Raw genomic sequence first — 12,428 nt, forward strand, 5'->3', positions numbered from 1 at the left:
GATCTGCATCTTGGACGAGATCAAAATGAACCGGAGGTGATCATGGGGAAGGAGCCGCATGAGCATCGCCAGACGGACAACAGGACCTGTCGGCACTGCCAGGGACTTTCTGGCGGTAGAGCTGGCAAGTTCGCGATACGGCGATATCGTCTCGGTCAAAGCGGCAATCGAGGCAACTCGCAGGGACGCGCCTTATCTGCAGGATACAGATGACGAGTTGACGGAGGAGATCGTCGACTTGGCTAGGGAACTGGGACTGGCCGTCCTTTTCGACGCTCGCGATTGATCGATTGCCACGGGCTCCGCCAGCCGCCGGTGCCGGTCGGTGCGAAATCGGCAAGTGGCTCATGGCCAACCGGAAGGTGGAGCACCGAGTAGACTCTCATGGTCTCGACCGGCCCGGCCCGGCCGGTGCCAAAGATAGATTCCTTCCCAGCGGTTTCTGGCTCTTGTCGAAGCATCACCGCGCGATAATTCCCTTGAAGGGCGTGGGCGCTTCTCCCTCTCGACAGGAGACTGCCATGAAACATCAGACACTCGATCAACTGCATGCGGTCGCCAAGATTGAAACTTCGGCCGCATATTCGGAAATGACACGCAACCAGCGCATCGAACGCTGGGCGGAACTTCTCGAGCAACATCCCGAGCGATGCCTTGCCGCGTTTACAGGTACCGAATATCTGCACATGGAGGAACGTGCCAGCGTGCGGGGGGACGGATCAGCACTTGCCGTTGCGTTCGACGATCCGGTGTTGCGCGCGTGCGGCCTGAAGGATGACACGTATGGCGAGGCCAGGCGGTTCTTCAAATTGAGCGACTGGCAACTGCACGAAATCGTCTGCGATTGTCATGTCGGCGCAACCATGAAAGCGCATTGGGCTGCCGCGCGGGTTCGCACAACGCTTGGAGGAAACGGATTCTTTGCATGGCTGAGGCAAAGGATCATGTACTGAGTTGGCCTGTTTGAGGTGAGGATCGTCACCCGTCCGGGCCGCCATACGATCCCATCTGACCGGTTTGGGTCAGGCTGAAGACGGCGTAGGTTGCCGGGGCGACGTCTTTGTAGTCATTGCTGTCGCCGCTTGGGACAAACCAGACGGAGAGCGTTCTGGTTGCCGGATCTTATTAGGTGTTTCGGACCACGGTCGACGGCATTTTGGGCACCTGATGGTCAATTGGACAAACCCGCCAGGAGCAGTCAAGTTCCGCTACCGGGCTTCCGCCGCACGCATTGCACTGCACCACCTACCCTGTGGATAGACCCCAAATACGCCCATCATTCCAAACATCCGTTTGCAAGAAGCCCTAGACTGGGAATCTAGGGGAATCGGGTGGATGTCGAGCAAGCCGAGTTGTCGCGTCGTGTTGTGCACGCTGCTGGCGATTGCCGGCTGCACCTCCGCGCCGGGCAAGGACTTCTTCACCGAGACCATCGACAGCCTGCATGCCAAGAACTCGCCCTTGCGGGCGGGATATACCGGGCCTGGCGCCGTTACGTCGGCCTCCGGCCAGGCGCAGCGCTTCAACGGCGCGCAATACCAGGGCTCGGGTCAGTTCGTCTCCTCCGGCGCCCCCGTCACCAAGGTGACGACCGATGGCTCGGGCCAGTTCGAGCTCAATTTGGTCAACGCGCCGATTGCCGAGGCGGCCAAGGCGGTGCTTGGCGATGCGCTTCACCTCAACTACATCGTCGACCCGCGCGTGCAAGGCACGGTGACGCTGCAGACATCGCAGCCGGTGTCGAAGGATGCGCTGGTCGACATCCTGCAATCGGCGCTGGCGGTGAATGGCGCCGGCATCACCAACCGCGCCGGCACGTACCAGGTTGTGCCGCTTTCCGAAATCATGTCCAGCACGCCGCCGGTCAGCGTGCCGTCGACGTCACCGTCCGGCCCCGGCGTCAAGGTGCAGGTGCTGCAGCTGCAATTCATCGCGGCCGATGAGATGAAGACCATTCTCGAACCGATCACCCGCCAGGGCTCGGTGCTACGGGTCGATTCCACCCGCAACCTGATCACCGTCGCCGGCAATGACAGCGACCTCAATGCCATTCGCGAAGCGGTTTCGGTGTTCGACGTCGACTGGATGCGCGGCATGTCGGTGGCGCTGCATCCGCTGAAGACCTCCAAACCCGAAGCGGTTGCCGCCGAACTCGATTCGATCTTCGGCACCAAGGATGGGCCGGGTGCCAAGCTTATCCAGTTCATCCCCAACGACAGGCTGAATTCGGTGCTGGTGATCACCTCGCGCCCGGCCTATCTCGCCCGTGCAGCGACCTGGATCAACAAGCTCGACAGACTAGCCGAGACCAATGAAAGCCAGCTGTTCGTCTACCAGATCCAGAACCGCCCGGCCAAGGAACTGGCCGCGGTGCTGAGCTCCGTTCTTGGCACCACCGTCAAGACCGAAGGAGACTCTGGCGGCTCGAATGTGTCGCCCGACCAGACCCCGATCGCCATGCAATCGGATGGCGTCACGCCGGTGCCATTGACCGGACCTTCGCCTTCGCTGCCCCCGCAGGACGGACAGCCGCCCGCCCACGCCACGGTCGTCGCCGATATCGAAAACAATGCGCTGCTGATCCAGACCACGGCGCGCGATTACGAACGCATCGAGCAGATCCTGGCCAAGGTCGACGTTCTGCCGACGCAAGTCATGCTGGAAGCCGTCATCGCCGAAGTCACGCTCAACGACGAGCTGAAATACGGCCTGCGCTGGTTCTTCGAGAATGGCGGCATGAAGATCTCGCTGTCCGACGTGGCGAAGGGAGCAGCCGCGGCAGCACTGCCAGGCTTCAACTGGAGCTACGCAACCGATAACATCCAGGTGACGCTGAACGCCCTGTCCAGCATCACCGACGTCAATGTCATCTCGGCGCCAACCATCATGGCCCTGAACAACCAGAAAGCGATCTTGCAGGTCGGCGACCAGGTGCCGATCGCCACAAGACAAGTGGTGGACCAGACGTTCGGCAGCGCGCCGGTCGTCTCGGTCGAGATGAAGGACACCGGCGTCATCCTGACGGTGACGCCTCGCATCAACAATGCCGGCAGGGTCATGCTCGACATCGAGCAGGAGGTCAGCAATGTAACGAAGACGACCAGCTCCGGCATCGATTCACCGACCATCCAGCAGCGCAAGATCCAGACCCGCGTTCTGGTCAATGATGGCGAGAGCCTGGCGCTGGGCGGCCTCATCCAGTCGCGCAACAATGTCGACCGCACGCAAGTGCCTATCCTCGGCGACATCCCGATTATCGGCAACGCGTTCAAGCAAAAGACTGATAGTATCGGACGTACCGAACTGATCATCTTCATCCGGCCGCACGTTGTCCGCGACATCAACGAAGCCCGCGAAGTGACGGACGAATTCCGCGGCAAGATCAGCCTGCAGACGCCGATCCAGAAGCGGCGCGGTGGCACCAAGCTGCAACAGGATCTGAAGAGGCTGGCGTATTGACGATGGCCACGCACCCATCTCTCTTGCTGGCCGCCACGGTGGCCCTGGCGGCGGTTCTGGCCGCGATTTCGATCGCCGATTTCCGCAGGCAGATCATCCCGGACGGCCTCAACCTGGCTCTGGCCGTCCTCGGCCTTGGCTATCAGATGGCGACGGAGGCAGACGGCCTGCCGCTGCGACTCCTGTTTGCCGCCATGACTTTTGCCGCTGCCTGGCTGATCCGGCGCGGTCATTTCATGATGACCGGCAGGATTGGGCTCGGCCTTGGCGACGTCAAGATGCTGGCCGCCGCCGCATGCTGGATCAGCCCGCTGCTGTTGCCGGTGCTGCTGTTCATCGCCAGCGCCAGCGCTCTGCTGTTCGTCGGCGGGCACGTGCTTGCGACAGGGCCTGCAGCGGCGCGGGCTCGTGTTGCCTTCGGTCCGTTTATCGCCATCGGCCTCGGCTGCAGCTGGGCGCTGGAGCAATTTGCAGGTTTGAACATGGGACTGCTCTGATGATCACTCAGCGCTTCACTCGACTTTCCGCAAAATCCGGCGGCGCCAAAAAATCTGTCGGCGCCAGAAAATCTGTCGGTGAAAGCGACGATCGCGAAGGCGGCTTCACCCTGGTCGAGCTCCTGGTCGTGCTCGCCATCATCGCGCTGATCGCGACACTGGCCGCGCCGCAGGTCCTGCGCTATCTCGGCTCGGCCAGGACCAACGCCGCCAAGGCGCAAATTCGCAACATCGAAAGCGCGCTCGAGCTCTACTATGTCGACAACGCGAAATACCCGACCGCGGAGGAGGGGCTCTCGGCCCTGGTCGCCGCGCCTGCCGGCGAAGCGCGCTGGAACGGACCCTATCTCAAGGGAACAACCGGCCTGAAGGATCCGTGGGGGAGGCCTTATTCCTACGAAGTGAAGACCGATGCGAGCGGCGTGGTCATCCGCAGCCTGGGCAAGGACGGCAAGCCGGACGGAACCGGCGAAGACCAGGACGTGAGCAACTGATAGGGCCTGGGAGTCACTTCGTGCGCGGCATCACCTGGGCATTTGCCAGGTCGAGGCGTGCAAAACCTCTCGCTGAATAGGCCGCACCATCCCGCAGAACCGAGATGGTGAAGCGCACGGCGGCGGGCAGGCGCCGTGGTACGGTCCAGCTCGGCGACCACGACGAGGCCGCCGCCGCACCGTCGAGATATTCGAACTTCATGGCGCTCACGCCGCCGATCAACCGCACCGGTACGCCCGGCGTCGATGCGTTGGATCCGCTGCCGCGCCGTGTTTTCTGGACGATGGCCAGCACGCCTCCGGCCTGGCCACCATCACCAAGCGAAACAGCAATTTCGCGCAGCGCGGTGGATTTGAAGCCGATCGCCTGAACGGCACTGAATTCGATCCGGGCATTGTCGCCGTTGAGATAGAGCACCATGTCCGGCGACGATTTGGACAGGGGCAATGGCTCGGCATGGCTGATCGCCGTTTCCAGAAACCGCGATGCGGCATCGACCTCCATCTGGAATTCGGTTGCCTTTTCGATGCGCATCATCGTTCGGGCCTGGCTGAGGAAGACCATCATCAGCGACGTAATCACGCCGATCAGGGCCAGCCCGACCAGCACGTCGATGAGCGCAAACCCCTCAACCGACGCCGTTGGTCCCGGCGGCGATTTGCGGCCAGGCCGACGGGTGCCTGGAAGACGTTCCCGCAGCCTGCCGGCTCGGACCTTGGAAAGAGCGCGGAAGAACCGGCCGCTCATGGGATAGCCGGGTCCCGCACGGGCACGAAGGTCAGGAACGGCCCGCCTGGAAACGCGCCACCGCTGTTCTCGATGACAACAGCGGTTACCTTCGCCTTCGACACGTCTATCGTGCGGGTCTTCAGGGTCCAGCCCGACTGCGTCGTGGTTTGCGCCATGGGTTGGACTTGGGCTTCGTAGTCGGCCAGCATCACACGCACGGTCCTTGCGGCTTCGGCCTGGCGTTTGGCCGCGGCGATGCTGCGGCTCGCCAGCACGATCGACTGGCTGGCGATGCCCAGCACAAGCGCCAGGATGGTCATGGCGACGATCATCTCGAGGATCGAGAATCCGTCTTCGGGGGAGGGCTGCGACGATGTCCCGGTCACGGCAGCGCGCGCCACGTCGGAAGTCCGGTCAGCCAGTTGACCGCGATGCGCGCGGTCCGGCCTTTTTGCTGCAGCGAGATGTCCATGCCGGAAGCGCTGCCATCGGGAAGGAAGGTGAGGACCGTTTGCCGGTCGGCGATGACGGTCTCCTGGCCGGTGACCACGGTCATTTTGACATCGTCCGGCAGGGCGACGATGTCTCGTTCGCCAAAACGGATGATGCGGGTGCCGAGATCGACAACGACCTGCTTCGGCCTGGCGGTGGCGATTGCCGATGTGCGCGACAGGCGCAGCCGCATGGTGATTTCGCCGGCCAGCGTCTCCAGGTTCTTGGTGCGATAGTTGCTGACGAGCCCAGGCGCGGCGATGGCCGCGACGAGGGCCATGATCGCCAGCACGACCAGCATTTCGACCAAGGTAAATCCGGCCGTTGCGTCCGTCGATGGGCTGGCTCCCAGCGCGGCCGTCATTGCAGCGCCAGATCGTTGATGCTGAGGATCGTGGTCATTACCGAAATGACCAGGCTGCCGACGAGAAAACCGAGTGAAATCGTCAGCGCCGGCGTCAACAGCTTCAGCACCGTGTCGATCCGCCGCGTCAGCGTCAGCTGAAGCATTTTCGCGGCGCGATCCAGAACCACCGGAAGCGCATTCGCCTCTTCGCCGAGCGAGACCAGCGACATCGTCGCGTTGTCGAAAATCCCGGCCTTGACGATCGCGCCATGCAGGCGGGCGCCATTGGCGACGGTTTCTTCGATCGAGGCAAAGCTTGCCGCCAGTGAACTCTGCCTGGAAACGTTGGCGGCCAGCCCAAGCGCCTCGGTCATCGCCACGCCATTGCCGAGCAGCAGAGCAAGCGTTTCCAAGTATCGCGCGACCACGGCATCCCTGACCAGCGGGCCGATCAACGGGATCTTCAACAGCCAGTGGGAAAACTGTTTCCTGGCACCGGTCGATCGGGACAGGAAAAGATAGGAAAGCAGGCCCAGCACCGCCGCCAACGGGAAGACGAAGGGATAGTCCCTGAACACCGTGCCGAGCGCTGAAAGCACGGTCATGGTGAACGGCTTGGGGGCGGATGAGCCTTCGAAGATCGGTTCCAGCGCCGGCACCAGAACCGTCGCCAGAATGACCAGCGCGCCGCTCATGACCATGAGCAGGAAAGCCGGATACGCAAGCGCCTCGACGATTGCCGCGCGGCGCTTGGCCGTTGCCTCGAACGTATCGGCCAGCCGCTGGCATATGTAGGCCATCTTGCCGCTGCGCTCGCCGCTGGCGAGCAAGGCGGCAACGTCAGAGGTGATGCCCGGCAGCCCGGCAAATGCTTCGGCGATGGGCCGGCCGCCTGTCGTGAGATCGAGCACCGATTGCAGCTGTTGCCGCCGCTGGCGGTTGGCCTCGCCCGAGATAACCGCGTTCAAGGCACGGTCGACCGTGAAGCCGGCGTTGAGAAGCACTGAAAGCTCGGAGAACAGCCGGCTGAGATCGACCCTGCGGGTGAACGTCAGCGCGCTGGGCCCCGGCAGGCGAAGCTGCTGCCTTTCGCCGTTCACCGGAGCCAGATGGTAGGAGCGGCGGCCCTGCTGCGCCAGTTTGCGGGCGGCATCCTGCTTGGTCGATGCATCGAGGACGCCGGTCTCGGTGCTGCCGTCGACGAGATAGGCACGATAGGCAAAGGCCGGCATCAGTCATCTCCTGCGAGATCGATGACGCGCCGGACTTCGTCCATCGTGGTGACCTGCGATCGGGCAAGTGCGGTTGCGTGAACCGACATCGGCACGAGATCGTCTTCGGCCGCAATTTTCCCGATCTCCATTTCGCCGGCACCCTGGTCGATAAGTTCGGCGATGCGCGGCGACACCTGCAGCATTTCGTAGGTCACAGTGCGCCCGCTGTAGCCGGAGCCGTTGCAGGTGCGGCAGGCCGGACCGGTTTGGTCGGCGCCGTGGCAGGCCGGGCAGATACGCCGCAACAGCCTCTGTGCGATGACGCCTCTGATCGTCGCGCCGAGGAGATAGCCGTCGATGCCCATGTCGCGAAGGCGCGTGAGTGCGCCCGCGGCACTGTTGGTGTGGAGTGTCGAAAACACCAGATGGCCGGTCAGCGCCGCCTGGACCGCGACTTGCGCCGTCTCGCGATCGCGAATTTCACCAAGCAGGATGATATCGGGGTCCTGCCGCAGGATCGAACGCAGGGCAGCGGCAAAGTCGAGGTCGATCGCCGGATTGACCTGCAGCTGCGTGATGCCGGCCATCCGGTATTCGACCGGGTCCTCGACGGTGAAAATCTTGACGTCCGGCCGCGAACGTTCCGCGAGGATGGAATAGAGCGTCGTCGTCTTGCCGCTTCCGGTCGGCCCGGTGATCAGCACGATGCCGTTGGCGGCTTGCGACATGTTGCGGATCTTGGCTTGCGCGGCGCCGTCGAAGCCCAGTTTTTCCAACTTCAGTTCGACCCCAGCGCGGTCGAGAATTCGAAGCACGATGGCTTCGCCGTGAATGGACGGAATGACCGAGACGCGCAGGTCGACGTCGCGGCCGCGCACGGCGATGCGCATGCGTCCGTCCTGCGGCAGGCGCCGTTCGGCAATGTTGAGCCGCGACAGGATCTTGATGCGGGTGGAGATTCCGGACAGCATCGCTATCGATGCGGTGTCGACGGTGGACAGCATGCCGTCATGCCTGAAGCGGATGCGGACGTGATCCTCGAGCGGCTCGATGTGGATGTCGGTGGCTCTCGCATCGACCGCCTTGTGGATGGTCTCGGCGACGAAGCGAACGATCGGCGCCTCGCGGGCAAAATCCTTCAACCGTTCGAGATCGTCGGGGCCGAAATCCAGAGTTTCGCCACCGTTGCCGCCATTTGAAACGGCCGCCATGGCCGATTGTTCGATGCGGTCAATACATTCGGCAATCATGCGTCTCGGCAAAATGCGCAGCGCCAGCGTCCGCTCATAGTGAAAGGCGAGGGCGTCGATGGTTGCCGACGAGAACGGATCGGCCACGGCGACGACCAACCGCTCGGCATCCATCTGCAGCGGCAGGATCGCGTTTTCACGCAGATAGGCCAGCGGCACGCCTGCCAGCATTTCGGGACTGACCTGTTCGGGAATGTCGACCGGCGTCGGCGCGTTCAGGTAGCGGCTGAGGCTGTTGGCAAGGTCCTGCTCGCCGATCAGGCCGAGTTCGGTCATCACCGTATCGAACGGGTGCCCAGATGTTCGCGATGCCCCCAATGCGCGCTGGGCGGCATGCGCGGTCAGCACCTTCTCGCCCTCGAGAAAGGCGAGGAACGCCTCGATCCCCTGGGTCTGGCCCTGGGTCTGGCCAAGCGTCTGCGAAGAAGCGTTCATGAGCTCCACCCGCGCAGGATGCGCGCTGCCTCGGCGCCGAAAAGCACCTCGCAGCCGGCTGTGCCGATGGCTGGCGGCAGTGCAGTGGCCGCGCTGAGCGGGCTTCGGGCAACGCGCTGAAATGCCGTCGGGCTGAGCGGAGACCTCTCGATGATGAACCCGGCTTCGGCCGTGATCCCGGATCCGTCCCGTCTCACGACCACGTCGACCGTGTAGGCCGATGCGTCGGCGGGCGCTTCGGTGACCGATGCGCTGCTGCCGCCGGCAAGAGCGGCACGAAGACGGTTCGGCGCGCGATCGGTGCTGATCGTGCCGCGTTTCGAGTTGACCGTGAAAACAGCATGGAGGGTCTGCAAGGGCATCGACGCAAGCGCCGGAAACTCCTGCAGTTCGGACACCGATTCGAACGGCGCCTGCTTGTCTTGGGGCGGCCCGACAGGGTTTCTGGACTGGGGCTGGCCAGCGAACAGCGTGGCATTGTCACGAAACCGGATCGTGGCCTTGGCCAAGGCTTGGGCTCTCTCCCGCTGGAAGCCGAGCGATACGAAACCAAGCGCCAGCAATTGGTCGTCCGCGGTATTGAGATCGATCAGCCCGTCATGATCCTGGACGCGGACATCGAAGCTGAAGTCTCCCTCCCGGCACGCTGCGAGTGTGGAATCCAGCGGGAATGTTTTCGCCCCCGAGCCGCCGGTCAATTCGCTCGCAACCACATTGCCCAGGCCTTCGGCAAGCAGCGACAGGCGTTCCTGCTCGAGCTCGTTGTTGGCGATCATCAGCCGCGTTTTTGCGGTGACTGCGAAAGGGACGACGATGGCCGAGACGATCAGCATGAACACCAGCACTGCGACCAGCGAAAAGCCGCTGCTCGCGCTATCACCATCGGCGTTTGGGCTTTCGTGGCGGTCGCTCATAGTTGCGGTTCATTCGGGGCTGGCAGCGGGACATCCGGGGCCGCTGGCGGGGCATTTGGGGGTGGCGCCGGAGCGTTCTTCCATGGCGGATAGAGCGGGACCCGCGCCACCTTGCCATTGCGCTCCAGCACGGCCTGATCCTTGTCGATAGCCGACACCGTCCAGCCGTCGACGCTCTCGCCGCTGCCGTACCAGATCGCGGTTTCGCTGCCGGCGACGCGCAGCAATGCCTTCGCCGCCCCGCCGTGAATGCTGATGCCCAAAAGCGAGGGCGCAGCGGCGGGCGGGGCCTCGGGCGGTGCCGGCGTCTGTTCGACGGCGGCCGCGACGACCGCAACCGGCGGCGGCCCGGCCGGCGGGGCCACGAATTTTCGGCGCGTCGGTGTGAACAGCGGCCGCTCGAACGTCTCGCTGAAATTGCCGACCTCGGGAAACTGCAGCGCTCCCGCCGCCGAGGCCAGGCCGCCGTCATGCCCCTTGCCGGAAGCGACCGGCGAGAGGTCGACCGGCGTGTCGTAGAGCGCGACATTGACCAGGACGAGACCCGCGATCATGGCCGCAATCGCCAGGCCGGCGAATTTCCGGGTCATGGCTTGACCCCACCGGGCGCCGGCGCCACCGGCGTTTGCAGCGGGCCGTAGAACAGGATTTCGGCAAAGATCTCCGGGTCGCCGCTGCGCCCGGCGACCGGCCCGACATCGGTCGTGCGCAGAGTGGCCTCGCGAATGAACAGCACCGGCAGCGACGTTTCGATGGCGAGAACGGCGTTGTGAATGCCCTCCAGCGGCCCCGAAAGATTAGCCCGCAGCCCGATGAAATCGACGCCCGCTTCGCTCAGCACCGGCGCATTGCCGGCCGATAGCACGTTGACCCCGTTGGCCGTGGCAATCGCGTTCAACCGGGTCTGCAGCCCGCCGCGAATGATCGCCTCGCTCTCGCCGGTGAGAAACTCGGGATTTGCCGTCGGCACGGGGCTGGCTGCGCCGTCGAGGCGCTTTGCCAGCGCCGCCACGCTCTGCAACTGGCCGAGAAGCTCGCGCTTTTCCTCGATCCCGGCTTGCGCCGAGGCGACGCTGTCGAGCCCCGCGAACACCGCCCAGGCCAGGACACAGGCCGTCACCGCAGCGAGGGCGAGCGCAATCAGGCGGCGGACCAGCGGGCTGGTGTTGAGGATCGCGGAGAGCATGGTCAGAGCGCTCCGATCTTGGCCGAAATGGTGAAGTGTTCGCCGTCCTGGCCGGGAACCCTGACCACGGGCGAGGCGAATTCGGGCGCCGAAAACAGCGGCGAATCGTCGATCGGCTTGATCAGCTCGGCGGCGGAAGCGGAAAACCCGGTGATGGTCAGGTCGTCGCCCTTGGCCGATAGATCGGTCAGCCAGGCCGAGTCAGGAAGCAGGTGCGTCAGTTCGGCCCAGACGCGCACCAGCGACGCGGTCGTCTTCTTTTCCGTGCGGATCTTTTCAATTTGCTCGATGCCGGTCTGGCGCTTCTGCAGCGCGGTGCGTGCCGCCTTGGCCAGCACCTGTGCATCGGCGATCTGCGCATCCAGTTCTGCGCCGGCCTGCCAGGTGCGCCAATGTGCATGAGCGAATGTGAACAGCGCTGCCGCGGCCAGCATCGAACAGGCCGTCACCCAGACGGTCCTGGCGCGACGGTCGCGCGCGGTCGGCGGCCAGATGGCGGCGAGGCTGAGCGGATCGGCCCGCAGCGTGCCCTCCGGCTGCGACAGCGACAGGCACCGGATCGACCCGCCGGCCCGGCGGACCGTGCCAAGGACCGCAGCAAGCGTCTTCGCCTTGACGACATGGTAGAAGCAGTCCTGCTCGACCTGTCTGGTGAAGACGACATGCACCTGTGCCGGATCGATCGGCGTCGAGGCCAGAAGGTCAAGCTCGGCCATGTCGCGCGCCTGCCGAAGCGGCAGCCGCCGCGCCGCCAGTTGCCGGGTCAGGAACAGCCTGGGCTGGATCCGGATATCGAAGCTCGGCCGCTTGCGCCGGAGCCCGCCCTGGAGCAGTGCCAGAATCTCGTCCGAGGACGCCGTGAGCGCCAACGGGATCGACTGGAACTCCGGCGCATTGGCCTCGCGGGCGCGGATGCCGTCATCCGCCAGGCTGATGATCCAGTCGCTGGTGGAAGATTGCTTTTGCCCGGGCGCGACCCGCGACCAGACCCCTCGCAGCTCATCGAGCCACCAGTCGAAAAAATCCAGAACCTGCGCGTTGAGTGTCGCCACGACCAGCCGCCCGCCACCCCGGCTGATTCTCAGCCAAGGGTTTTCAAGGTGAGACTACTACAATTGCTGGTGTGATGCGGATATCAGTGAAGGCGCGGGAGGGGGATTAGCCACAAGTTTTGTGGGTTGGGTGGGGCATCAGGCACCACGCCCAGATGCCGACATCGGCGGCGCGGCAATGCTCGACCAGCAGGGTCTTGTAGAGCGCATAGTCTTGCGACGCGAAAAACACCTTGGCGCGCCCGTTACCGCGCTGGGTCACGTGATGCGGCAGTCCGGGAATGACGATGCGGCAAGGCGAGCCATGGGGGCAATCTACACACAATGGCGGTCGGGCGAACATCGCAAAAGTGCACTGT

At 64.0% G+C, this 12,428-nt stretch carries 15 protein-coding genes; 5 read left to right on the forward strand and 10 right to left on the reverse strand.

The window, feature by feature from the left end; genetic code table 11:
• Nucleotides 1–58 precede the first annotated feature (58 nt).
• From AC1DZU_RS06225 to gspG, 5 genes are all read left to right on the forward strand, one after another.
• Nucleotides 59–286 (forward strand): hypothetical protein, encoded by a 228-nt coding sequence (locus tag AC1DZU_RS06225; protein ID WP_477282754.1) that lies wholly within the window; start codon nucleotides 59–61, stop codon nucleotides 284–286.
• A gap of 235 nt (nucleotides 287–521) precedes the next feature.
• The gene (locus AC1DZU_RS06230) at nucleotides 522–953 is read left to right on the forward strand and encodes a hypothetical protein (RefSeq protein ID WP_477282756.1); all 432 of its coding nucleotides are present in this window, start codon (nucleotides 522–524) and stop codon (nucleotides 951–953) included.
• Nucleotides 954–1,335: 382 nt separating this feature from the next.
• A complete protein-coding gene (gene gspD / locus AC1DZU_RS06235) occupies nucleotides 1,336–3,459 on the forward strand; it encodes a type II secretion system secretin GspD (protein WP_184874463.1) in 2,124 nt (707 codons plus the stop codon).
• A gap of 2 nt (nucleotides 3,460–3,461) precedes the next feature.
• On the forward strand, nucleotides 3,462–3,956 hold the full coding sequence (locus AC1DZU_RS06240; protein ID WP_477282759.1) for a prepilin peptidase: 495 nt from the start codon (nucleotides 3,462–3,464) through the stop codon (nucleotides 3,954–3,956).
• Nucleotides 3,956–4,450, forward strand: coding sequence for a type II secretion system major pseudopilin GspG (gene gspG / locus AC1DZU_RS06245; protein WP_477282761.1), 495 nt, complete (start codon nucleotides 3,956–3,958; stop codon nucleotides 4,448–4,450). The genes AC1DZU_RS06240 and gspG overlap by 1 nt, the downstream gene beginning before the upstream one ends.
• Nucleotides 4,451–4,463: 13 nt before the next feature.
• Here the strand turns inward: gspG and AC1DZU_RS06250 are convergent, their stop codons facing one another.
• The 10 genes from AC1DZU_RS06250 to AC1DZU_RS06295 form a co-directional block, all read right to left on the reverse strand.
• Nucleotides 4,464–5,198: a PulJ/GspJ family protein gene (locus tag AC1DZU_RS06250; RefSeq protein WP_477282762.1), complete on the reverse strand. Its 735-nt coding sequence runs from the start codon at nucleotides 5,196–5,198 to the stop codon at nucleotides 4,464–4,466.
• A complete protein-coding gene (locus tag AC1DZU_RS06255) occupies nucleotides 5,195–5,581 on the reverse strand; it encodes a PulJ/GspJ family protein (protein WP_477282764.1) in 387 nt (128 codons plus the stop codon). The genes AC1DZU_RS06250 and AC1DZU_RS06255 overlap by 4 nt, the downstream gene beginning before the upstream one ends.
• Nucleotides 5,563–6,036 (reverse strand): GspH/FimT family pseudopilin, encoded by a 474-nt coding sequence (locus AC1DZU_RS06260; RefSeq protein WP_477282766.1) that lies wholly within the window; start codon nucleotides 6,034–6,036, stop codon nucleotides 5,563–5,565. Before AC1DZU_RS06260 ends, AC1DZU_RS06255 begins: the two co-directional genes overlap by 19 nt.
• A complete protein-coding gene (locus AC1DZU_RS06265; protein ID WP_477282768.1) occupies nucleotides 6,033–7,250 on the reverse strand; it encodes a type II secretion system F family protein in 1,218 nt (405 codons plus the stop codon). Before AC1DZU_RS06265 ends, AC1DZU_RS06260 begins: the two co-directional genes overlap by 4 nt.
• Nucleotides 7,250–8,917 (reverse strand): GspE/PulE family protein, encoded by a 1,668-nt coding sequence (locus AC1DZU_RS06270; protein ID WP_477282770.1) that lies wholly within the window; start codon nucleotides 8,915–8,917, stop codon nucleotides 7,250–7,252. Before AC1DZU_RS06270 ends, AC1DZU_RS06265 begins: the two co-directional genes overlap by 1 nt.
• Nucleotides 8,914–9,693 carry a hypothetical protein gene (locus tag AC1DZU_RS06275; RefSeq protein ID WP_477282772.1) on the reverse strand — a complete coding sequence of 260 codons (780 nt, stop codon included), beginning with the start codon at nucleotides 9,691–9,693 and terminating at the stop codon, nucleotides 8,914–8,916. The genes AC1DZU_RS06270 and AC1DZU_RS06275 overlap by 4 nt, the downstream gene beginning before the upstream one ends.
• Nucleotides 9,694–9,827: 134 nt before the next feature.
• Nucleotides 9,828–10,421 carry a hypothetical protein gene (locus AC1DZU_RS06280; protein ID WP_477282774.1) on the reverse strand — a complete coding sequence of 198 codons (594 nt, stop codon included), beginning with the start codon at nucleotides 10,419–10,421 and terminating at the stop codon, nucleotides 9,828–9,830.
• On the reverse strand, nucleotides 10,418–11,017 hold the full coding sequence (gene gspM / locus AC1DZU_RS06285; protein ID WP_477282776.1) for a type II secretion system protein GspM: 600 nt from the start codon (nucleotides 11,015–11,017) through the stop codon (nucleotides 10,418–10,420). Before gspM ends, AC1DZU_RS06280 begins: the two co-directional genes overlap by 4 nt.
• Before the next feature lie 2 nt (nucleotides 11,018–11,019).
• Nucleotides 11,020–12,069, reverse strand: coding sequence for a PilN domain-containing protein (locus AC1DZU_RS06290; RefSeq protein WP_477282778.1), 1,050 nt, complete (start codon nucleotides 12,067–12,069; stop codon nucleotides 11,020–11,022).
• Between the two features lie 106 nt (nucleotides 12,070–12,175).
• Nucleotides 12,176–12,331 carry a hypothetical protein gene (locus AC1DZU_RS06295; RefSeq protein ID WP_477282780.1) on the reverse strand — a complete coding sequence of 52 codons (156 nt, stop codon included), beginning with the start codon at nucleotides 12,329–12,331 and terminating at the stop codon, nucleotides 12,176–12,178.
• Between the last annotated feature and the right edge of the window lie 97 nt (nucleotides 12,332–12,428).

The sequence above is a fragment of the Mesorhizobium sp. P2_A12 genome (genome assembly GCF_056405075.1).

Coding starts and splice junctions, on each gene's coding strand:
- gspD (WP_184874463.1), top strand. CDS start 1,336: ATGTCGAGCAAGCCGAGTTGTCGCGTCGTGTTGTGCACGCTGCTGGCG.
- AC1DZU_RS06230 (WP_477282756.1), top strand. CDS start 522: ATGAAACATCAGACACTCGATCAACTGCATGCGGTCGCCAAGATTGAA.
- AC1DZU_RS06275 (WP_477282772.1), bottom strand. CDS start 9,693: ATGATCGCCAACAACGAGCTCGAGCAGGAACGCCTGTCGCTGCTTGCC.
- AC1DZU_RS06225 (WP_477282754.1), top strand. CDS start 59: ATGAGCATCGCCAGACGGACAACAGGACCTGTCGGCACTGCCAGGGAC.
- AC1DZU_RS06240 (WP_477282759.1), top strand. CDS start 3,462: ATGGCCACGCACCCATCTCTCTTGCTGGCCGCCACGGTGGCCCTGGCG.
- AC1DZU_RS06250 (WP_477282762.1), bottom strand. CDS start 5,198: ATGAGCGGCCGGTTCTTCCGCGCTCTTTCCAAGGTCCGAGCCGGCAGG.
- AC1DZU_RS06280 (WP_477282774.1), bottom strand. CDS start 10,421: ATGACCCGGAAATTCGCCGGCCTGGCGATTGCGGCCATGATCGCGGGT.
- gspM (WP_477282776.1), bottom strand. CDS start 11,017: ATGCTCTCCGCGATCCTCAACACCAGCCCGCTGGTCCGCCGCCTGATT.
- gspG (WP_477282761.1), top strand. CDS start 3,956: ATGATCACTCAGCGCTTCACTCGACTTTCCGCAAAATCCGGCGGCGCC.
- AC1DZU_RS06270 (WP_477282770.1), bottom strand. CDS start 8,917: ATGAACGCTTCTTCGCAGACGCTTGGCCAGACCCAGGGCCAGACCCAG.
- AC1DZU_RS06260 (WP_477282766.1), bottom strand. CDS start 6,036: ATGACGGCCGCGCTGGGAGCCAGCCCATCGACGGACGCAACGGCCGGA.
- AC1DZU_RS06265 (WP_477282768.1), bottom strand. CDS start 7,250: ATGCCGGCCTTTGCCTATCGTGCCTATCTCGTCGACGGCAGCACCGAG.